Consider the following 20,903-nt stretch of genomic DNA (forward strand, 5'->3'; position numbering starts at 1 on the left):
TACGCCGGAGTGTCTGTGCAGAGGCGGCATGCTCACGCATGGGGGCGAGAGCATGGCACCCAGCGTCGATTCCCACCGGCGTCATCTCTCAATCGCTCGCATCCGGTATCCGTCCAAACGCAATCTTGTTCTCCATCGCCTGCCGGCAGTTGTGCATCGGGGCGAAATAGACCTTCGACGCTCCCCACCGCAGGTTGATCGCGTCGACCGCCTTTGACGCTCGTGCGAGTTTGTCGAACTCCTCGATCAGCGGCCGCGACACCTCGGTAGCCAGCTTCAGTCCGCCGACGACGAGGTCGACTTTTTTGATTGCTTGGCCGTTTGGGCGGCGGCGTTCCCAGAGCTTGAAAAATTGGTGGAGTAGCGTCGCCGTGTCGTTCACCAGCGGGACGCCGATCTCGTCGCCGTACCGCCCGCCCCGCTCGTCGCGGAGGGAAACTCGCAACGTTTGAGCGACGTAGCCATGCCGGCGAAGTCGCTGGCCGAGTTTGCAAATGAGCCGCGAGAGAATGAGCTGCGCCCCCTCTTCGGTACGGAACTCGGGCGCCAGGACGTTGCCGTGGCTCATCGAACTTCGCCGCGTCGCGACCTCCGGCAGGTCGATTCCATGAAAGCCGGCCCACCATTGGCCGCCGGAAACGGAACCCCAAATCCGGGTCGCTTCGCGCTGGTCGGTCTCCCACAGTTGGCGGACCGTGTGGACGCCATGCGATTGCAAGCGGGCGAGCATGCCGCTGCTGATGCCGCACAGGTCGGTCAGCTTAAGATGTTCCAAACGCGCCGGCAGGTCGTCGGTCGAGAGGACCGTCAGCCCGTTGGGCTTACCGAGACCGCTGGCAATCTTGGCGAGTAACCGCGTCGGCGCGACGCCGATCGAGCAACTCAGCCAGGGCCCGAAGTCTTTTAGTATCTTGCGCTTCACCTCTTCGGCCAACTGCCGCGCCGACGTCGATTCGCGTTGCGGGCCGCGTAATTGGACTGACCACTCGTCAATAGAGTAGACCTTCTCGACTTGCGCGATTTGATCGACGCTGCGCAGCAGCTCGTGATGTTTCTCGACGTAGACGCTCGGCTGCGCTTTCACGAGCTTGATGCCGGGGCACATCCGCCGCGCGTCGCGGACGCCGGTTCCCGTTTTCACCCCATGCCGTTTGGCGTCGTAACTGGCGGCGATGATGCAGGTGCTGTCCGTTTCGACCGGAATCACCCCCACCGGCCGGCCGCGCAGCTCGGGCCGCAGATGCTGCTCGACCGAGGCAAAGTAGGCGTCCATGTCGGTGAACAGCCAGTTCATCATCTCAGCCGTGCCTTAGTTTGGTGGTCGCATGTTCACTACTGTATCGTCGGCGCAGGCGCGATGCAAGCAACTTTTTTTGAGGCGAGTTTTTGCTCGGCGCTACTGCTGGCAAGCCAGCAGTGGCACGCAATTGACCGACGTCTGCTCGTCCGTCTACAGATCAGTGCGCCGCAGCTTCGCGAGGAGCCGATTGAGGTCGGCAATTTCCATCGCCGAAAAATGCGCGAGCTGCCGCCGGTGCAGATCGAGAACCGCGTCATCAAGATTGGCGAGCACTTCCTTGCCGGCCGTCGTCACCGCGAGGGCTCCGTCCGCTTTCTGCTCCACGAATCCCGCCGCGCAAAGTTCGGCGACGAGATCGGGCGGCGACGGGTGGGCGATCACCATCCGGGCTTCGATCTCCGCCAGCGGCAGCGCTTCGCCCGCCCCCCGCAAGATTCGCAATAGGTTGTACGCCGGAATCGTCAGCCCGTGCGCGGCGAACAGCAATTCGACCTCGCAGCGAATTTTTTCGCTGCTCTTCATGAGGTTCAACACGGCTTCCTGTTCCGGCACTTCGAACGGCGTCCGCTTCTTCAGTTCGAGTTGCAGCGGCGACGATTTCAAACGTCCGCCGTCGCGGCGCATTTGGCCGGGCGTCATGCCGAACTCGCGGCGGAACGCTTTGCCGAACGAGGCGTCCGAATCGTACCCCGCGGCTCGCGCGACTTGAACCAACGTAGCGCCGTCATTACCGCGTAACTGCGCGGCGGCACGGTGGAGCCGCCACCAGGTGAGGTAGGCGAGCGGCGGCCGGCCGGCAATCTTCTTGAACCTCGCGGCAAAACCTGATCGCGATACGGCGAGCCGTTCCGCTAACTCCGCGACCGTCCACGGATGGTTCGGGTGAAGATGCATCAGTCGGAGCGCCTCGCCGATTTCCGGATCCGCGAGTCCGCGCATGAGTCCGGGATCTTCGCCGGGCGCGGCCCCGTGCGTGCGGAGCGCCGACACGAACAGTCCATGCGCGATCGCTCGTGCGGTGGAACGCCAGCCAGGGGAGGCGTCGGTCGCCTCGGCAATCAAACGGGCGACAAGGGCGGTATTCGTCGAATCGAGTTCGATGGCGAGCCAGGGCGCTTGGCCCCAGTCGGCGATGTTCGCCATGCTCGGCTGCAAATGGATTCGCCCTGCGATCAACGAGGCGCCGTCCCCGCCGAGGTTGGCAATCGTTGTGCGGCCAGGCGCCGCCGCAAACGCCAGTTGCCCCTCGCCTAGTTCCAACGATGCGACGTCGGAGCGGAGTTCGAAAGCTCCTGCGCTAATGGCGAAAAAATCAATCGTCTCGCCGCCAGCCAGTTCCGTTTGCCAATCGGCGTCGCAGGCGATGCGGCGGTCCACTTCCACCGAGGCGCCGGCGGCGGTCAAAAAGTCGGTCAGAACATCCACAAAAGGCAGTCGCTTAGACGATTGAACCAAGAAACTAGCGATGCGGCCATTATGGCTCTGGGCGGTAATGGCTACAAGATGAGATGTGGGGCCAACATTCAGGTCGCCGCGGCGATCGACCCCGGGGCAGGGGGTGTTGTGATCCGACTTTCGATTGGTTGGTTGCGCTTCAAGGCAATTACTGAGAGGATTTGTCCGATTTTATCTCACAGAGCCTACTTAAGCAGGTCGGCGAGCGCGGATCTCAGTCGAGGGAATTCGAATTGAAATCCTTCGGAGGCCAGGCGCGACGAGGTGACGTAGCGACCGTAGAGGGCCAACTCAGGATCGCGCTGTAGCACATAGCGAGCGCCGAACCGCACCAACCATGCGGGTGTTAGCAAGCCGATCGGCATGCCGACGGCGCGGCGCAACTCGCGGGCGAAATCGTGCTGCGGGACAGGCTGCGGCGATGACGAGATGTATGTGCCCCGCATTGCCTCGTCGAACAACCCACGCTCGATGAGCCGATTCAGATCGGTCTCGTGGATCCAACTCATCCCCTGCGTTCCCGAGCCGACGCGGCCGCCGAGGCCGCAGCGGGCGAGTCGGGCAAGCGTCGTGAGGGCTCCGCCACCGGCGCCCCGATCGCGGCCGAGCACAAAACTCGTGCGTAAGACCACGCCGCGTTGTTCCGGGAGAAGGCTTTCGCGAAAGGCTGCTTCCCATGCGTGCCCAACGGTCGGCGCGAGGCCGAAGCCGGTGGGCGAGTCTTCGTCGCAAGTCGCGATTGGCGGATCGCCGTAGATGTGGGCGGTGCTCATCTGCTCCCACACGGGCGGCGGGCGCTCGACGTTGCGGAGGGCGCGGCCGAGCACCAGCGTCGCCTCGATTCGCGAACGCAAGATTTCGTCGCAATGGTCGGGCGTTTTGCTGCAATCGACTCTGCGGCCGGCGAGATTCACCAGGCCGACGGCGCCGTCGAGTTCGCGTTGCCAGTCGCCGATCGTGCGGGCGTCCCATGGTGCATGCCGCCACGGCCCTTCTGGCTTGGGCGGGTTTCGCGAGGCGATCACGACGTCGCAACCGATTGCGGCGAGATGAGTGGCGAGCGAGATTCCCAAGAATCCGCTGCCGCCGGCGATGAAGATCTTTTTGCGGGCGTCGGTAGGCGGCATTGTTCTTCTCGGCGGCATGGCGAGTGATTCTCTCTGGCAAGTGAACCGCATCGCACCGTGACGATTAACTGGCATGTCATGCTCGACTCCGAAACTTATCCGAGCACCCTGGTAAACGATCACATATGTTCTGGCTCCCTCCCCCTGGAGGGGAGGACTGGGGAGGGGGGCGGAGGCTGGTACCCGCATCAACCACCCCTCCCTAACCCTCCCCATCAAGGGGATGGGACCTCAGGAGAAATTGTTGAGGTCGGTACGCTTCCGGTCGCGCCGGCCGTGTCGATCGACGCGGAATAACGGCACCCACAGCGGCGCGAAGGCCGCAATCCTGCCCAATGAAACCGATGCCCCGTCGCCATGCGAGTCGATTTGCCACCATAGAGATCGTCGCTTCGTTTTCCTTCGGATCGCCATGAAAGCTATTCTCACGTTCGCCCGCGGTTGGAACGCCCTCGCCGCAGCCCGCAGCCTCGGTCGCCGCGGCGTTCAGATCATCGCTGGCGATGAATATCGCTTCGCCCCGGCCAGCTTTTCGCGGTACACGGTCGAGAGCTTTCTTTATCCGAATCCAGACAACGATCCCGAGGGGTTTCTCGCGAAGCTCGACGAGGTGATTCGCCGGCACTACGTCGCGGGCGAAGAATACGTGCTGATGCCGTTTCACAAAGAAACGTATCTCATCTCCGCGAATCGCGCTCGCTTCGAACCGCTCATCAAATTCGCGATTCCGACGATCGAGCAGATCATGCAGGTCGACGACAAGGGGACGCTCGCGCGGCTCTGCCAACAGCGAGAGCTTCCAATTCCGGAAACAATTGTCGCCGATTCGCTCGAGGAGTTCCGCGAGCGGGCCGTCGGATTTAACTATCCGGCGTTCGTGAAAGTCCGGCGTTCCGCCGCAGCCGTGGGGGTGAAACGGGCGACGAATTCGGCCGAAGCAATTCATGCGTGCGAGCAATTTATTCATCGTTACACGCTAGGTAGCGACGCCGTTCCGCTGCTGCAGGCCTCGGTCCCCGGTGAAGATTATTGCGCGACGTTCCTGTTCAATCACGGCGAACTCGCGACGACGATGACCTACCACAACATTCGCACTTACCCGGTGCGGAGCGGCACCGGCGTGCTGCGCGAGACGGTGAGCGAGCCGGCGATGGAGCAGACGGGCGCCGCGCTGCTCGCCAGTTTGAAATGGCACGGCGTCGCCGAGATCGATTTCCGTTGGGATGGGCAATCGACGACGCCGCAGCTTATCGAAGTGAATCCCCGCTTCTGGGGCGGGCTGACGCAATCGGTCGCGTCGGGCTGGGATTACCCGTGGCTGCTTTATCGGCTGGCCCTCGATGGCAAGGTCCCGCCGATCGTGCCGGGCGATCCGACGATCAAGACCGAGACGCCGGTCGTTTCGATGCTCTCGACGCTGACTGAGATCATCCAGGACGATCGCCAGATGGGGACGCTGCGAGCGTCGTTCGAGCAGGCGCGGAGCGAGTTCGGGGATGGCCAGCGGATGAAGGCGATCAAGGATTTCATTGGTCGGCTGGAAGAGGGAGCCGACATTCGCGGGCGCGTTGAACTGGCCCGCAAGCTATTCCGCGATCATGGCCACACGGTGTCCGACATTTGGGCGTGGAACGATCCGCTGCCTGCGTTGGGATTGCTGTACCCGCTGGCGGTGTTCTTGAAGCATGGAAAGGTGTCGACGGAGTTGTTGGTTTCTTAGCCCCGGCCTCCGGCCGGGGGTAGGTTTCCATTTCGGTCGGCGTCGCCGTACGTGACGCAACGCGACCCCCGGGCGAAGCCCGGGGCTAGAAATGCGGCGTTAGTTTCCTTGTCGGGCGGCGTGGTCGCGGAGCGCTCGAATAAACTCTTTCACCAACGGCGATTGGTATCGATCTTTGTGCCAAATGGCATGAATCGTGCGCGTCGGCGTCGGTTCGGCCAGTTCGCGGTATTCGCAGCGGCGGCCGCGGTCCATTTCGTGTGCCATCGCAGGGATCAGCGAGACGCCGTGCCCTTGCGCGACGAGTTCTTGAATCGTCAACAACTGGACGCCTTGGCAGCGGACCACCGGCGAGTAGCCTCGCTGGCGGCAAAATCCAACAATCTGATCCCCTAAGCAGTGGAGCTCGCTCATCAACACGAACGGCTCGCGCTCCAATTCGTCGAGCGATACCTTTCGCTTCTTGACGAGCGCATGGCTGGGCGGCAGCGCGAGCAGCAAGCTCTCGCTGAACAGCGGCTCGCTATGGAGCAGATCGCTCGCCGACGGCGACGCGATGATGCCGACGTCGATCTCGCCCGCCAGGCACGCGCGGGTCGTCGGGTCGGTAAGGTTCTCGTGCAGCGCGAGCGTCGCTTGCGGGAACTTCTTGCCGAATGACTTGAGCAGCGACGGCATCAGGTAGGGGGCGATCGTGGGGATCGCGCCGATGGTCACCGTGCCGCGCTTCGGGTCGGTGGCGGCCGTGACGCGGTCGCGAATCTCGTCGACGCGCGCGAGCACGGCGACGGCGTGATCGTAGAGAGCCCGCCCCGCATCGGTGAGGCGAATCGTGCGGCCAAGTCGTTCGAACAGCGGATGCTTGAGCTCCTTCTCGAGCTTGATCACCTGCTGGCTGAGCGACGGCTGGGCGACGTCGCACTTGGCGGCCGCCTTCGTGAAACTCCCCTGATCGGCGACGGCAACGAAGTAGCGAAGTTGGTGGAGTTCCATGTCGACGTGCTATCGATTTTTGTTAAGTTATAGTGTTTGTCTATGATTCTACGCGCCGACGTAGGCCGTGGCAATCTCGTGAATCGTCTCGCTGCGATATGAATTCCCTGTTCAGATGCATTCGCCCGCTTCGCAGCGGTGTGCTGCTGGTCTATACTCTTGGCTTGGCTGAGCGACCCATCGCCGGCCACGCAGGAGATGGTTTCTTGAGTCGGTTTCATCGACTATCGATCTGGCTGGCCGTTGTGACGGTCACCATCGGTTCGCTTGGCGTGCCGATCTCCGCTCAGCGCGCCGTCACTTCGGGCGCGCCGTTCCCCTGCCAAAACTGCCCCTGCGGCTGCACCGACGCCGAGACCTGCTGGCGGGGTTGTTGCTGCTTCACGAACGCTCAAAAGGTGGCATGGGCCGAGCGGAACAACGTGGAGGTCCCTGTTTACGTCATCGCCGCCGCTCGTCGCGAGCAGGCGAAGCCAACGGCCTGCACTAACGCCGGCTCCTCGTGCTGTGCGCAGCGTGCAGCTTGCTGCGAACAGCAGAGCGGCGGCTGTGCGGATGGCGCTTGCGGCCATGACAGCGAATCGACTCGCTCGGCGTCGGGCGGGAAGACCGTCCTGCTGATTTGTGCCCTAAAATGCCGTGGAATTAGCGTTTCGGTCGGCTTGTTGCCGCCGTCGGTTCCGCCCGTCCTGCCGATGCTCGCGGATGCATTTGTAGATCTCGGCCCGCTCGTGATCGAAGCTCCGCCGCGGTACTTTTCTCCTAGCCACGACGTGGCGACTCCTCCGCCGGATGCCCGCGAGTTACTCGCGTCTTAAGGCATCAATGTTTCTTGACGCCAGCGGTTGCGCTGGAGGTCTGCGCGCACCTTTAGCACGCGGACTTCTGATCGTGATTCGCCATTGCGTATCGACCGCGCATCGATTGTTGCGAGCAACTCGCACCACGATGGTCGAAGCGCCGCGCTGGCGCGCACCTTGGAGGAATTCGTACTCATGCGTTGGAATATGTTTGCGCTCGCTGCTGCGCTGGTCGCGGCGGCGGCTTTGCCTCTACACGCCCACGGCCCGCAGATTCAACTGACGGCCGAGGCTGGCAAGATCGTCACCCGACAGGTGCTGATCGACAACTACGTCCCCGTTTCGCCGGCGACCTCGCTGTATGTGCTGCCGGTCGTCAATGTCTCTGGTCAATGGCTGGTGCAGCCTCCCGGCACCGCCGGCTCGGGCCCCGGCATCGCGGCGGGCGTCGGCTTCGTCGACGCCGCGTCGCATCCGTTCAAGACCGGTAACTATGCCACGAGCATTACTGCCGGCTTGAAGAAGTGGAACGGCGCGAGTTTCGTCGACGCCGGCGCCGCCCAATTGCAGTTGTATAAGACGGTGAGCGGCAATCCGCTTACAGCGACGACGACCGACGTCGGGCCCTTCGCGTCGCTGGGGTATAGCTTGAGCGTGGCCGATGAAGAGGCCCACACCGGCATGGGATATCGCTTTCTCGGCGACGGCGTTTCGGCGACAAGCACGTTGGACAACGGCGTCTACCTCCTCAGTCTGAAGGTTTCGGCCGCCGGGCTGACGGATTCCGACCCGTTCTATTTTGTGCTCCCGAAAGGCGTCACGCCCACTGAAGCTGGCGCGGCGACGTATGCCTTCGCCCAGCAGCAGGGGATTGGCGCCGGCGCTATCCAGGCAATGACCGCGGTCCCTGAGCCGGCTAGCCTGGCGCTTGCCGGGTGCGCCTTGATTGGCCTGGGCGTCGCCAGTCGCCGCCGCGTCACCAGCGAGGCGTAACATGTGCCGAGCCCGAAAAGCGATGACGCTAGTCGAACTGCTAGTCGTCATCGCCATCATCGGCGCCCTGGTGGCATTGCTCTTGCCTGCGGTTCAGAGCGCGCGGGCTGCCGCGCGCTCTGCCGCCTGCAAGAATCAGATGCGACAAATCGGCCTCGGCGTGCTCCGCTTCTGCGACGACCACGACGGCGAATTTCCGAGCAATTACCACTCAACGAACCAACTGAGTTGGGTCTACACGCTCGCGCCTTACATGGAAAGCGTCGACGCGATACGGGTCTGCCCCGAGGACCCGATTGCCGACGAACGGCTGGCCGCCAAAGGTTCCAGCTACGTTGCGAACGATCTGGTGATCAACGACCAAGATCCCGCCAATCTCGACGACGAGAAGGGCTTCGTGCGCTACCTGCGACAAGTGCCAAGCACTTCGAAGACAATGATCGCGTTCGAGATCGCCGACAAGTACAAGGCGACCTCCGGCGTCGAGCATGCTCACGCTTCGAATTGGTTCACAGAACTGACGGTTAGCGAAAAGTTCGTCGCCGAGATGATTCAAAGCGATATCAAGCTCGATCGGCATGCCGCGTCTTCGAATTACCTTTACCTAGACGGCCACGTCGATCTGATCGCCGCGGAAACGATTCGGCAGTGGGCCGACGAAGGATTCAACTTCGCGAAGCCGCAGTAGGGCGGCGCGTAGGATTAACACTCATGAATAACGCCACGACTAAATCGATTCTCTATTTATGCTTCGCGACGGCGGTCGCATGCGCAGCGCCCCGCGGCGCGTGGGGACACGGGTTGCCTATTCACGTCGACGGCAGCAGCGGAGTCCTGGCCGTTTCCGGCGGGCTCAACCTGTCGGCGGGTTACGTCTCGCAAGGCTTTGACTATCACGAGGATGCGTACCTTGACTTCGGCCCGGGCAATACGCAATTCACTTCGCTCCCCGGCTTTCAGTTGACCGGCATCGCCGCGAACAGCCAATTGAACTTGGAGGTGCTCGCCCGCCCCGATTTCACGCAGCCGAGCTCGCCGCCGCGGTGGCTCTGGTTTTGGGATAAGGAGACACAGGAACTGTCGACCGCTCCCAACGATCCGCTGGTTCGCATCGCGTCGCAGAAGGGGTTCGGCGACGTTCGAATCACGCAGTTCACGCCGCCGACGACCGCGGCGAGCGTCAAGGTGTTCGAGCCGACGTCGAGCGAAATTGGCTCGCATCAACATCCGCTGCTCTATTTCCTCGACGACGCTCCCGCAGCGAAGTTTGGCGCGTACGGCTTTTTTGCGCGGCTGACTTCCCCGAACTACGGGGCGTCGGAGCCGTTCCTCATCGCGCTGAACTACAGCCTGTCGAGCGAAGAGCACGACGCCGCTTCACGGGCGATCAACAACGCCGCTCGATTGGCGGGCGACTACGACAGGAACGACCTCGTCGACGGCGCCGATTTTCTGGCCTGGCAGCGTGCGTTCGGTGCGACGACGGAACTCTCGGCGGACGGCTCGCTCAACAAGGTGGTCGACGCCGACGACTTGGTCGTTTGGAAAGAAGGTTTCGGCCACTCGTGGCCGTCGACAGTGGGCGCTGCTGTAGTTCCCGAGCCAACTGGCTTGGGCTTGCTTGCTTGGGCCTTACTGTTCGTGCGGCGGTGTAAAAACGGGGCGCCTCAAAACGGGCTCTCGTGAATGACGGGGTCGAGTTTCCCCTCTTTCGACATCGTGTCTCGCGTCGCCAGCGCGTTCATCACCGCCGGGTCGACCGAGTCGAACACGAATCGCGTCCCGCCGTCGCAGAAGGCGAAATAGGCGCCCCCCGGGTGTTGGCTGCCGAAGCCCTCGGCGTAGCTGGTCGAAGCGTTGCGATCTTCCTCGTCGGTATCGCAGATGTTGAAGCCGTCTTTGAACGTCGTTCCCAGCACAAATCCAGGTCCGCCGGCGAACTCGCCCGGATGCTGATTGTCGAACAATCGCGAGCCGGCGACGACGCCCCACATCACGGCGTTCGACCATTGTGCCGATCGTTCGCCGAGCGCGAGCGTGTTCGATGAGCCATCGAGCAACTCCTCGGGCTTAATCTGGCGATTGCGGCCGAAGACGCCGTCGAAGTTGTCGCGGCACACGATACAGGTCGGCCGCACGGCCCCCGCGCTGGCGACGTAGTTGGCCGCGGCCATTTGGCAGACCGCCTTGAAGAAGGCGTTCATCCGCACGTCGATCACGGCCTGAAACTGGTGATCGGAAGGGCAGATGAAGACCGGCAACGAGCGCAACCGCACCCGCTCGGCAGCGAGAGATTCCACCGGCGCCTTGAAGTCGACCTGCTCGTACAGAGCTTGCTGTTCCAAGTACGGGAGCAGTTCCACGCCCCACGCCCAACCAGGGCCAGCGTCGTCGCCATTGGGGCGGAGCTTTGAGACGTAGCCGGCCGGGTAGACCTTCTTGGCGGCGACGTAGTTCTGCAGCGCCAGGCCAATTTGCTTCAGATTGTTGCCGCAGGTTTGTTTGCGGGCCGACTCGCGGGCCATCTGCACAGCGGGCAGCAACAATCCGATTAGCAGGCCGATGATCGCGATCGCGACCAGCAGTTCGACAAGCGTCATGCCTCGTTGTCGAGCGTCGCTACGAAGATCAATCATCCTTGTTGCTCCGAGGCATGAACGCGTTGAGCCAAGTCTGCACAAATTCCCGCGATGGCCGATCGCCGTCGAGCCAGACGCCCGCGGCGCCAAGCTGCTGCGCCGAGTCCTAGAATCGCCAACATCCCTGAGGCGGGTTCAGCAACTGCAGAAATCGACCCTGATTGACCGCTTTGTCGCTGCCAAATGACGAAATCAGCTCCATCAGTGCGGCCATCTTGATTGGCATCCGCTCCGGGCCCCGCGCCGAACGCTTGCCGCCAGGTCGCTAAATCGGCGCCATTCACCACGCCGTCGCGGTTGAAATCGGCCGATAGCCCGCCGCCGACCGCCGTGACGTTGAACTGCAGGGCAAACGGCACCGCGGAACTCGGCGCTTGGAACAACATCGTGTACGAGCCGCTCGCCAGCGGAGGTGCAAAGCCAATCGAACCGGGAGCCTCGCCGATGGCCGCCAGAATGTCGGTCTCTTGGTGGGAGTGTTCCGGGTTAAAAGGGAAGTCGACCCACCCCAGCATATTCGTGGGATCAATCTCGAATCCGACGCCTGCCGTCCACGTCGTCCCGCTTTGAATTCCTGTGAAAACGCGACTCAGGCTTTCATGAAATTGCACGACGATCGAACTGAGCACGTATCCGGTCGGCACGTCGAATCGCAGCAAGTCTTGATCAGTCGCAGAGCTCGAGGCGACCAGCGTGTTCCCGCCAGGCGTGAGCGACCACTGGGTGGGGAGTGCAGGATTTCCCGACAAGTCGCCAGTGACAAATTCGCTGTAGTCGGCTGCCCGCAGCAACGGGGCGCCGGCGGACGCCGCTGCTAAAGCGACAAGCAAAAAAGGAATGACTCGTACCATGTCACCCAGGTGCACATTCGCAGCAAACATTCGACGCGCGGCCGCGCGTTGCCGGGCCGTCGAAGCGCAGAGAAGAGGCTCCGCAAGACGGTGTAAGAGTAGGAAGCGGCGCAGCCCGGGACAAGCGAAATCTGGCCGTTTGGCGGCTGAAAACGCCCCCATGACGGTTTGCCGAAGCAGTCTCTCGAAACTTCCCCGCCGTCTGGGGGGGATTTTTTGAGTTCTTGGCTAGCTGCGGGCTGCTGCCAGTCGTTCGACAATCGAGTCGCCGATTGTCAATGCCGAGGTCGCCGCAGGCGAGGGGGCGTTGAGGACGTTGACCACGTTGCCGTGCGATTCGATCAAGAAGTCGTCCACCAGCGAGCCGTCGCGCATCAAGGCCTGGGCCCGCACGCCGGCTGGGGCGGCCACCAGGTGCTCCGCCTTGATCTCCGGCACCAACCGCGCGAGCGCGCGAACGAAGGCTCGCTTGCTGACGCTCCGCCACATCTCATCGGCGCCCATTTTCCAATACTTGGCGGCCAGCCGGAGGAACCCGGGATAGGTCAACGATTCGGCGAGTTCAGGAATGTTGATCGTCGATTTGAAATACCCTTCCCGCGCGAACGCCAGCACGGCGTTCGGCCCGCACTCGACGCCGCCGTTGATCATCCGCGTGAAGTGGACTCCCAAGAACGGGAACGCCGGATCGGGAACCGGGTAGATGAGGTTTTTTACTAAGTGCTCGGCGTCGTGCTTGAGTTCGAAATACTCGCCACGAAACGGAATAATTTTGGCCGGCGGCTCTTCTCCGGTGAGCGCGGCGACGCGATCGCTGTAGAGCCCCGCACAATTGACGACCTGTCGCGCGGCGAACCCGCCGGCGATCGTTTCGACGATCGTGGTCGCGCCGTCGCTCTTGAACCCGAGGGCAGCCGTGCCGAGCTTGATCTCGCCGCCGCCGGCGACGATTCGCTCCGCCAGCTTTTTGCAGACCATCGGATAGTCGACGATGCCCGTTTCCGGGACGTGGATCGCGCGGATACCGGCCACATGCGGTTCGAGTTCGAGCAACCGCTCGCGGCTGATGATCTCGCACTTCACGCCGTTCGCTTGGCCCCGCTCGTAGATGTTATCGAGCCGCGGTAGTTCCTCGTCTGAGAGAGCGACGATTACCTTGCCACAGATGTCGTAAGGCACGCCCTCGGCCTGGCAGAACGCCTCCATTGCGAGCTTCCCCTCGCGGCAATTCTTCGCCTTAAGCGACCCCGGTTTGTAGTAAATGCCCGAGTGGAGCACGCCCGAGTTGCGGCCTGTTTGATGGGCGGCGAGCTCGCTTTCCTTCTCGAGCAGCAGCACGCTACGGCCGGGGAATTGCTGCTGGTACTTGTACGCGGTGGCGAGGCCGACGATGCCTCCGCCGATGACAATGAGATCTGAGGTGGGCATGAATCGGGGCGGGAGGGGCGTTGCGGTGAAGTTGGAAGTTGATTGCGTGAAGTTTACGGCGAGGCGTTTATTGCGAGGCGTTTACTGCGAGCCGCAGGGTTTATCCCTGCGGTGAAGCGGGGACTCGCTCGGCCATTCACCGCGGGGATAAACCCCGCGGCTCGCTGGGCGTTTGACTCGTCGGGGTTAGTAGTTCCCGCCGTTTTTGCGGATGTGAACCATTGGCGACAAGTCGGCGGTGGCGAGGGCGCCGCCGGTGACGCGGGCGAGGAAAATGACGTGATCGCCCGACTCGACGTGCGATTGCGGCAGACATTCCAAATGCCCCACAACGCCGCCAAGGGCCGGGACGCCATTCTCCGCAGCGAACGTTTCGATGCCTTCAAACGCGGGTTGCTCCGGTTCAAATCCTTTGCCGAAGTGCTTCAGGAATTGGTGCTGCTTCTCGCCGACGACGTTGAGCACAAACGGCTCGCTCGCGGCCAACCAATCGGCAACGTAACGGCCGCGCTTTACCGCGACAGTCACGCACGGCGGTTCGAACCCCGCCTGCATCACCCAACTGGCAAGCATCCCGGTGGCACGCTCGTCGCGGCCAATGGTGAGGATGAAGATGCCGCTTGGGACGCGGCCAAGGATGGGAAGGGGATCGCTCATAGGGCAGGGGAGTCCGTGGGCTGGTTAGTTCGCAGGAGGCTTTTGCCCCAGCTTGGCACGCACGCTTGCCACCTTGGCTTGGATGCCGCCCGACACGCCCTGGCGGTAGTCGATCTTCGCCGTGCAGCTGACGCGGTTCGATGATTTGGCAACCGTCTCAATGCATTCTCGCATCAGGTCGAGCACTTGCGCTAACTCGCCTTCGACGATCGTTCCCATCGCGTGGAGCTCGTACGGCAGGCCTGAGCGATCGACAATTTCGACGCACTGGGCGACGTACCGGCTGACGCTTTCGCCCTGCCCGAGCGGGACGATGCTCATTTCCAGGAGAACCATGGTAGGGCGAACGCTCGTGCGGTTACTGGCGCCCGGTTCGCCTCGGCAAGGCGGGAAGATCGGGGCAAGTAGCTCATTGTAAGTGGGGCGACTGGGGTGTCGAGGTAGCCGAAATCCCGCAAAAAGCGCTCTTCGCGAAATCGCAGGAGTTCAATATTCTTCGCCGCGATGGACATCCGAGCGCTACGAGTGTTGTGGGTTCTTGCCGCCGCAACAGGACCCTTAACCGGGGCCTGTAGCGTGTGGGCGCAAGCGCCCACTCCCAACGGAGCCGCTTGGCAACCCTATCGTGCCGATGCCAGCATCTTGCCGACGCCCGGCGCCGGCATGCTCGCTCAAGCAGCAGCCACGCCCGCAGGGCTGCCGGTTCAAGTAGCGCAGGCGCCAATGCCGCTGGCCATGCCGATGGCGACCGACATGCCCATGGATCAGATGATGGCCTGCCCGCCGCCGGTCTTCGCCGCTCCGCCGGCCGCGGTGCCGCTGTTCATCGATCACGGCGACATCTCGCCGAAAGATCCTGCTTTGTGGCAATGGCGGCTTCTACCTGAAAACGTCATCTGGCAATCGTATTGGGCCGGCGTTCACGAACCGCGGATCTCGGGCGTCGCCTTCCACAACGCCCCGAACAACACCGACTATCTCGACGTGTCGCTTGGCGGTCGCGCATCGCTCTTGCGTTACGGCAGCGACGGTCCCGGCCGTAACGAAGGCGCCGAATTCCAAATCGAAGGCGCCGCATTCCCACGGCTCAACCTCGACGCCAACTGGGATGTCGAAGCGGTCGACTTCCGCTTCGGCATGCCGCTCATCTACGGTCGCGAAAAGTGGCAAACGAAATTTTCGTACTACCATCTCAGCTCGCACATGGGCGACGAGTATGCGATTCGCGAGCATGCTCTCGTCGACCGGATCAATTTCAGTCGCGACGTGCTAACGCTCGCCTTCTCGTACTTTCCGCTCCCAGCCTGGCGGTGGTATGCCGAAATGGGCTGGGCGTTCCACTACGACGAATCGGAACCGTGGGAGTTCCAGTTCGGCGTCGACGTCGCCGAACCTGGTCCGACCGGGCCATGGGGCGTGCCGTTTTTCGCCATCAACGGCCACATTCGCGAAGAGGTCGATTTCGGCGGCAACGTGGTCGCCCAAGTCGGTTGGCTTTGGCGGGGGAACAGTACAAAAGTGCTACGGACCGGCTTCCACTACTTCAACGGCAAGTCGAACCAGTTCGAATTCTTCCGCAATTTCGAGGAACAGCTCGGCGTCGGGCTTTGGTACGAGTTCTAGTTTTCCGACGCTGCTTGGGCGGTTGTCGCCCAATTCTCAGGGCTTCGTTGCGAGCCGAGTTCCCGCTAGACTGGTTCGATGGCAACCGGCGGGGCAAATTATCGACTGTTCTGGCAAGAGTTCCGCCGCACGTTTGAGAGCACCGGCGCCATCGCGCCGAGCGGCCCCAAGCTCTGCCGCGAACTGGCCCGCTACGTCGCCGGCGACGGCAAGGGCCGCCGCATTCTCGAAGTCGGCCCCGGCACCGGCGTCGTCACCGACGCGATCATCAACCAGATGGGCCCGGCTGACACGCTCGACATTGTTGAGCTGAACGAGCGCTTCGTCGACGCGTTGCGAGAACGCTTGGAAACGCAGGCCACGTGGAATCGTGTCGCCGATCGGATCCGTATCCACCACATGCCGATTGAGCAGCTTCCTGCGGACGAAAAGTTCGAGGTGATCGTCTCGGGGCTGCCGTTCAACAATTTTCCGGTTGAACTGGTTCAGTCGATCCTGGCCCATCTCGAGCGTTTGGCCGCTCCCGGGGCGACGCTCAGTTTCTTCGAGTACGTAGCGATCCGGCGAGTAAAATCAGTCGTTTGCAAACGGCCCGACCGTGAGCGGCTCACCGGCATCACCCGCACCCTCAGCGACCTGTTCGCCAAGCGGCAGTTTCGCCAGGAGTGCGTTCTCGCCAACGTTCCCCCGGCGTGGGTTCATCATTTGAGATACGACGGTTAGTTATCCCCGTCGCTGGCAGCTATGACTCTTGTTCTGACGATTGAATCGACGTGCGATGAAACCGCGGCCGCGGTGATCAACGACCGCTTGGAAGTCCTCGGCGCCGTCGTCGCGTCGCAGGAGAAGTTTCACGAGCGGTTTGGCGGCGTGGTGCCTGAAATCGCTTCGCGGGCCCACGTCGAACGCATCCTGCCGGTGATCGACTCGACGCTCGCCAAGGCGGGCGTCACGCTGGCCGATCTCGACGCGATCGCCGTCGCGAATCGCCCCGGTCTGGCCGGCTCGCTGCTCGTGGGCCTGATGGCGGCCAAGACGCTGGCCTTGGCGCTCGACTTGCCGCTGATTGGCATCGACCACCTGCAGGCCCACATCTACGCCTGCCGCCTCGCGGCTGGACACGACGTGTTCCCGTGCATCGGGCTGATCGTGAGTGGCGGGCACTCGAACATTTACCGCTGCGAAACGCCGCTCGATTTCACCCCGCTCGGCGGGACGATCGACGACGCGGCGGGCGAGGCGTTCGACAAAGTGGCCAGCATGCTCGGCCTCGGCTTCCCGGGCGGTCCGGCGCTGCAACGCGCCGCGGAGAAGGGCGACCCGCGGAAGTTCCGTTTGCCGCGGCCGCTGCTCGACGACGACTCGCGGCTGGAGTTCAGCTTCAGCGGCCTCAAAACGGCGGTGCGGTATCAACTCTTCGGCGCCGGCCGGCCGACGATGGACGCGGAAACGCTCGACCCGCAACTGGTCGCCGATATGGCGGCGAGTTTCCAGGCGGCAGTCATCGATTGCCTCGCGGGCAAGGCGATGCTGGCCCTCGACAAGACCGGTTTTAAGCGGCTCTGCATCGGCGGCGGCGTCGCGGCCAATCGTCCTTTCCGTGAACGGATGGAACAACTGGCGGCCGCGCGGAAGATCGAACTCCACATCCCCCCGCTGTCGCTTTGCACCGACAACGCGGTGATGGGGGCCATCGCGCTCGAAAAGTTTAACGCCGGCAAATTCGAGACGTTGGAGTTGGAAATCTCCGCTGGCCTCGAACGCCCGCACCTAGCCCCGGGCTCCGCCCGGGGGTGACTTTCCATGCCGGCAGGCGTCGCCCCTACGTGACGCCACCCCCGGGCGGAGCCCGGGGCTAAACACACGCCAGCGCACAAAAAAAGCGGCCCAAGCCGAAGCTTGAGCCGCTTTTCTCAATGTTGTCGATCTAGCTGATTCTAGTCGCGGTCACGTGAATCACATGCGCCGCGAACCGAATTTCGCCAAGCTTACAGGCCCATCGCCTTGCGTTGGCAGGCGGTGCAGCCGGCCGGGTACGAGGCGCCCGATTGCGAACCGAGGACCGTGTTGCCACGGTACCCGACGGTGTGAGCAACCGGTTGCTCGCCCTTTTCGAACTTCGTCAGGGCAGTCTTCATCTCATCGGCCGAGATCGCGCCCGGCTGCTTGAACAGCACCGTGGCGCCATTCTTGTCAATGATCGAGGTGTGCGGGAACTGGGTCGCGCCGAAGGCGGCGGCCACTTTCTTGCCGTATTCGGTCGTGACGTCGACGTGGCACAACTCGTACGACTTCAGCAATTCAGCGTTCGGGCCTTCCGTAGCGAGCAGGTCCGCCGCGACGGCCGTTTCCGGGGCGTCCAGAACGATCAGCAGCGGGCGGTTTTCACTCCGCGTCGTCGCCAGGGCCTTGCCGTAATCCGACTGCCATTCCGTCGTAGCGGGGGTGACGGCAGACGAAGCGGCCAGCATGGCGACAGCGAGGTAATGAACCATTCAAACACTCCTTGTGGTGCTGCGATCTCGCGACGAACCGACGGCTCGTTTCCGAGTCAACCAAGGCCGCCTGCAACGCCATCAATGCGCGGGCCGTGGCCGTGAGAGATTCGCATCAGTGTGACAAGACGCCGGGAAAACTCGCGATACATCGCAACGCCATGGGCGTCGCAGCGAGGGCGTCTGTCTGTGGTGGGTCTAGTTCCTGATAGGGGAGTCAAAGGCGGCTGATTGAGTCACGCGACGCGACTCAAACGTCAAAGTTGATCACCCGACTTTAACCGGCTCCAACCTCGTGGCAAGTACTCGCACGACTCGCGGGAACTACGAGATTAATCGGCCTGCGATTTGCTTAAGCCACGCGGTGAGCCGCAACTCTTGGCCAGAAGTCCTTTGAGGGCGAGAGATTGTGCCGCTGCGTCAAGATCAGTATTTCATGATCTGCGGTTTCCCCAAATTCTCCATCTCTCCGAATTCTTGAGCTGATTTTTTTCCGAAATCGCTCAGTCTGCTCGCAAGGTGATGGGAATTTCGACACGATTTCCGTTGCGAACGACCGTTAGCTTCACGATATCGCCGGGGCGATGCGACCAGAGCTTATCTTGGAACTGCACGCCCGTGCGAAGTTCCTCGCCGTCGAACGCGACGATGCGATCGGCCTGGGAGTGGTCGAGCATCGGCCGCTGAGCGACCACGAGATTTCCCCGCTTGAATTGTTGGACAACGACTTTGCCTCCTTGGAGTCCGGCTTCTTCCGCGGGGCCTCCCTTCGCCACTTGGCGAACGACGAGGCCGTCTTTCGTTTCCATGACGTCGATGATGCCGATGTCGGCACGGACGATCCGGCCGTTTGCGATCAACTCGGGCACGATCGCCTTGATGCGGTCAATCGGGATCGCGAAGCCAATTCCCGTGTTTTGCCCCGTGCGGCTGGCAATCGCGACGCACATGCCAATCATTCGGGCGTTGCCGTCGAGCAGCGGACCGCCCGAATTGCCGGGGTTCATCGCGGCGTCGGTTTGAATGAGCGACTTCATTTGCCGGCCGTCGACGCGGCTCGGCAGATTGCGATTCAGGCTCGAGATGATGCCGGTGGTCATCGTGCCGTCCCAGCCAAACGGGTTGCCGACGGCATAGACACGCTGCCCAACGCGAAGCTGGTCCGATCCGCCGAGATTGATCGGGTACAACACTTCCGCGGGGGCGTTGATTTTCAGGACAGCGATGTCGTGTTCTTTGTCGCCGCCGACGAGTTCCGCGGGATAGACGTCGTTCGAGGCCAATGTGACGCTGATTCGCTGGGCGCCGTCGATCACATGGTAGTTGGTAATGATGTGCCCCTCGCGATCGAGCACCGCCCCCGATCCGGCGCCCTCGGCCTCGCGCTGCATCATGAACATGGGGTCGACCGATACGGTCTTCGTATCAATGTTCACCACGCTGCGATTCGCCGTTTCGTAGACGCTGATGTTGCGTTGCTCATCAGCGGAGATGTTGAGCGGCGTTTCAGGCGAGACGGCCGCAGCCGTCGCGGAGGAGTGCGCGACCGCACTCCAACCAGAATTCCCATCAGCCATCCAGACGCCCGCGACCAAGCCGACCAGCAGCGCCCCCAACGTCGTCCACCCAGTGCGATTCATGACGAGTATCCCTCTGCCCCCGCTCCTGGGGCGCGTAGCTCCTTGAGAATGGCCCGACAAAACGGGCCCCACAACACCTCTCCCATACGCCGGGGAATGCGCAGGTGTTCAATTACAGCGGTTATTCCCGCGGGAAAACGCGGCTGCCGATGACGCCGGCCCACTCCATGCGCAACTGGTCCGACCTTACGAAACTCGGTGCAGCCGCCGGCGGGGCCGAGGTTTACTCGGAAAATCGCTACGCAAAGCCCTAAACTTAGTGCTTTGCGCCGCCCTTTTTCGGCAAGAACCCAATCCCAAAGGCCGCCGCCATCGCCCCCCAGAAGAGCCAAAATTCGGGCGCACTCGGCGAGTGGAAATCGACTTGGTGCGGGTGCTCGGCGGAATTAAAGCCCCAGTCGATCAGCAACTTGGCGCCAATCACCAGCACCAGCACGTAGGCGGCCGTCGCAAAGCGGGGGAACCGCTCCAGCAGCTTGATGAACACCACGGCCGCGAACCGCATCAAGATGACGCCGAGCAAGCCGCCGACGATCACCACCCACAGCTTCGGGTGAACAGCGTCGGCCGCCATCCCCTTCGGCTTGGGCGGCAACACGCCAATCGCCGCCAAAATCGAGTCGACGGCGAACGCGATGTCGGTCAACTCGATCACGAGCACCGTCGGCCAGAACTTCGCCGTTTTCCGAGATTTGGCTGTCTCGGGCACCGGCAGCGGCGCCCGTTGATCGATTTCCTCGACTTCTTGCGCCTCAGTCAGCGGTTGCCCGGTAACCTCGTGGAGCAGCGTCGGCTCGCCGCTCGCGGAAACGTGGACCTCGCCATCGTCCTCACCCGATTCGAAGAACATGTGCTTCACGGCGATGTAGACGAGGTACCCGCCGCCGATCAGTTTGACGATCCGCCACTTCAGCAGCAGCGTCGCCATGAACACCGCAATAAAACGGAACGCGAACGCCCCCACCAATCCATAAGTGAGCGCTTTTTGCTGCTGCTCCTTCGGTAGCCGCTTTGCAAGGAGGCCCAGCACGAGGGCGTTGTCGATCGACAGCGCCCCTTCCAACAGCACTAAGAGTCCAACGATGGCGAGGTCGCCCCAGCCAATCGATTGGCCGTAAACTTGGATGTCGGCAAGTATCATGAATGTCCAGCGGCGGGGTGTCTGCTCCCAGGCGGACGCGG

General features: G+C 62.4%; 20 protein-coding genes. 8 read left to right on the plus strand and 12 right to left on the minus strand.

What is annotated here, in order from left to right:
* Window positions 1-88: 88 nt before the first annotated feature.
* From PLANPX_RS05940 to PLANPX_RS05950, 3 genes are all read right to left on the minus strand, one after another.
* Window positions 89-1,297, minus strand: a complete 1,209-nt coding sequence (locus tag PLANPX_RS05940; RefSeq protein WP_198421848.1) for a Y-family DNA polymerase — start codon at window positions 1,295-1,297, stop codon at window positions 89-91.
* 153 nt (window positions 1,298-1,450) lie between these two features.
* Window positions 1,451-2,725, minus strand: a complete 1,275-nt coding sequence (locus PLANPX_RS05945; RefSeq protein ID WP_152097846.1) for a helix-turn-helix domain-containing protein — start codon at window positions 2,723-2,725, stop codon at window positions 1,451-1,453.
* A 215-nt stretch (window positions 2,726-2,940) separates the two neighbouring features.
* Window positions 2,941-3,882, minus strand: coding sequence for an epimerase (locus PLANPX_RS05950; protein WP_152097847.1), 942 nt, complete (start codon window positions 3,880-3,882; stop codon window positions 2,941-2,943).
* 412 nt (window positions 3,883-4,294) lie between these two features.
* Here PLANPX_RS05950 and PLANPX_RS05955 point away from each other — a divergent pair, with 412 nt between their 5' ends.
* Complete coding sequence (locus PLANPX_RS05955; RefSeq protein WP_172991896.1) at window positions 4,295-5,602, plus strand: ATP-grasp domain-containing protein; 1,308 nt, start codon at window positions 4,295-4,297, stop codon at window positions 5,600-5,602.
* A 99-nt stretch (window positions 5,603-5,701) separates the two neighbouring features.
* Here the strand turns inward: PLANPX_RS05955 and PLANPX_RS05960 are convergent, their stop codons facing one another.
* Complete coding sequence (locus PLANPX_RS05960) at window positions 5,702-6,595, minus strand: LysR family transcriptional regulator (RefSeq protein WP_152097849.1); 894 nt, start codon at window positions 6,593-6,595, stop codon at window positions 5,702-5,704.
* Between the two features lie 206 nt (window positions 6,596-6,801).
* Here PLANPX_RS05960 and PLANPX_RS05965 point away from each other — a divergent pair, with 206 nt between their 5' ends.
* From PLANPX_RS05965 to PLANPX_RS05980, 4 genes are all read left to right on the plus strand, one after another.
* Window positions 6,802-7,413: a hypothetical protein gene (locus tag PLANPX_RS05965; protein ID WP_152097850.1), complete on the plus strand. Its 612-nt coding sequence runs from the start codon at window positions 6,802-6,804 to the stop codon at window positions 7,411-7,413.
* Between the two features lie 177 nt (window positions 7,414-7,590).
* Window positions 7,591-8,388: a PEP-CTERM sorting domain-containing protein gene (locus PLANPX_RS05970; protein ID WP_152097851.1), complete on the plus strand. Its 798-nt coding sequence runs from the start codon at window positions 7,591-7,593 to the stop codon at window positions 8,386-8,388.
* 1 nt (window position 8,389) lies between these two features.
* Window positions 8,390-9,076, plus strand: a complete 687-nt coding sequence (locus tag PLANPX_RS28340) for a type II secretion system protein (RefSeq protein WP_152097852.1) — start codon at window positions 8,390-8,392, stop codon at window positions 9,074-9,076.
* A 23-nt stretch (window positions 9,077-9,099) separates the two neighbouring features.
* Window positions 9,100-10,074 carry a hypothetical protein gene (locus tag PLANPX_RS05980; protein ID WP_152097853.1) on the plus strand — a complete coding sequence of 325 codons (975 nt, stop codon included), beginning with the start codon at window positions 9,100-9,102 and terminating at the stop codon, window positions 10,072-10,074.
* Here PLANPX_RS05980 and PLANPX_RS05985 read toward each other — a convergent pair.
* From PLANPX_RS05985 to PLANPX_RS06005, 5 genes are all read right to left on the minus strand, one after another.
* Entirely contained in the window at window positions 10,056-11,024 is a 969-nt protein-coding gene (locus tag PLANPX_RS05985) for a DUF1559 domain-containing protein (protein ID WP_152097854.1), read from the minus strand. The genes PLANPX_RS05980 and PLANPX_RS05985 overlap by 19 nt on opposite strands.
* The gene (locus tag PLANPX_RS05990; RefSeq protein WP_152097855.1) at window positions 11,021-11,878 is read right to left on the minus strand and encodes a hypothetical protein; all 858 of its coding nucleotides are present in this window, start codon (window positions 11,876-11,878) and stop codon (window positions 11,021-11,023) included. Before PLANPX_RS05990 ends, PLANPX_RS05985 begins: the two co-directional genes overlap by 4 nt.
* A gap of 228 nt (window positions 11,879-12,106) precedes the next feature.
* Window positions 12,107-13,306, minus strand: a complete 1,200-nt coding sequence (gene lhgO / locus PLANPX_RS05995; protein ID WP_152097856.1) for an L-2-hydroxyglutarate oxidase — start codon at window positions 13,304-13,306, stop codon at window positions 12,107-12,109.
* Window positions 13,307-13,492: 186 nt separating this feature from the next.
* Window positions 13,493-13,963: a flavin reductase family protein gene (locus PLANPX_RS06000; protein ID WP_152097857.1), complete on the minus strand. Its 471-nt coding sequence runs from the start codon at window positions 13,961-13,963 to the stop codon at window positions 13,493-13,495.
* Window positions 13,964-13,987: 24 nt separating this feature from the next.
* The gene (locus PLANPX_RS06005) at window positions 13,988-14,299 is read right to left on the minus strand and encodes an MTH1187 family thiamine-binding protein (RefSeq protein ID WP_152097858.1); all 312 of its coding nucleotides are present in this window, start codon (window positions 14,297-14,299) and stop codon (window positions 13,988-13,990) included.
* A 240-nt stretch (window positions 14,300-14,539) separates the two neighbouring features.
* Here PLANPX_RS06005 and PLANPX_RS06010 point away from each other — a divergent pair, with 240 nt between their 5' ends.
* From PLANPX_RS06010 to tsaD, 3 genes are all read left to right on the plus strand, one after another.
* Window positions 14,540-15,586 (plus strand): DUF1207 domain-containing protein, encoded by a 1,047-nt coding sequence (locus PLANPX_RS06010; protein WP_172991897.1) that lies wholly within the window; start codon window positions 14,540-14,542, stop codon window positions 15,584-15,586.
* 78 nt (window positions 15,587-15,664) lie between these two features.
* Window positions 15,665-16,309 (plus strand): class I SAM-dependent methyltransferase, encoded by a 645-nt coding sequence (locus tag PLANPX_RS06015; protein WP_152097860.1) that lies wholly within the window; start codon window positions 15,665-15,667, stop codon window positions 16,307-16,309.
* Window positions 16,310-16,330: 21 nt separating this feature from the next.
* Window positions 16,331-17,383: a tRNA (adenosine(37)-N6)-threonylcarbamoyltransferase complex transferase subunit TsaD gene (tsaD, locus tag PLANPX_RS06020; protein WP_152097861.1), complete on the plus strand. Its 1,053-nt coding sequence runs from the start codon at window positions 16,331-16,333 to the stop codon at window positions 17,381-17,383.
* A 191-nt stretch (window positions 17,384-17,574) separates the two neighbouring features.
* On the opposite strand, the gene PLANPX_RS06025 is transcribed toward tsaD, so the two are convergent.
* From PLANPX_RS06025 to PLANPX_RS06035, 3 genes are all read right to left on the minus strand, one after another.
* On the minus strand, window positions 17,575-18,081 hold the full coding sequence (locus PLANPX_RS06025; protein WP_152097862.1) for a hypothetical protein: 507 nt from the start codon (window positions 18,079-18,081) through the stop codon (window positions 17,575-17,577).
* Window positions 18,082-18,584: 503 nt separating this feature from the next.
* Window positions 18,585-19,721, minus strand: coding sequence for a S1C family serine protease (locus PLANPX_RS06030; RefSeq protein ID WP_152097863.1), 1,137 nt, complete (start codon window positions 19,719-19,721; stop codon window positions 18,585-18,587).
* A gap of 256 nt (window positions 19,722-19,977) precedes the next feature.
* The gene (locus PLANPX_RS06035) at window positions 19,978-20,862 is read right to left on the minus strand and encodes a TerC family protein (protein ID WP_152097864.1); all 885 of its coding nucleotides are present in this window, start codon (window positions 20,860-20,862) and stop codon (window positions 19,978-19,980) included.
* Window positions 20,863-20,903: the final 41 nt, after the last annotated feature.

The sequence above is a fragment of the Lacipirellula parvula genome (assembly GCF_009177095.1).
Taxonomy (GTDB): domain Bacteria; phylum Planctomycetota; class Planctomycetia; order Pirellulales; family Lacipirellulaceae; genus Lacipirellula; species Lacipirellula parvula.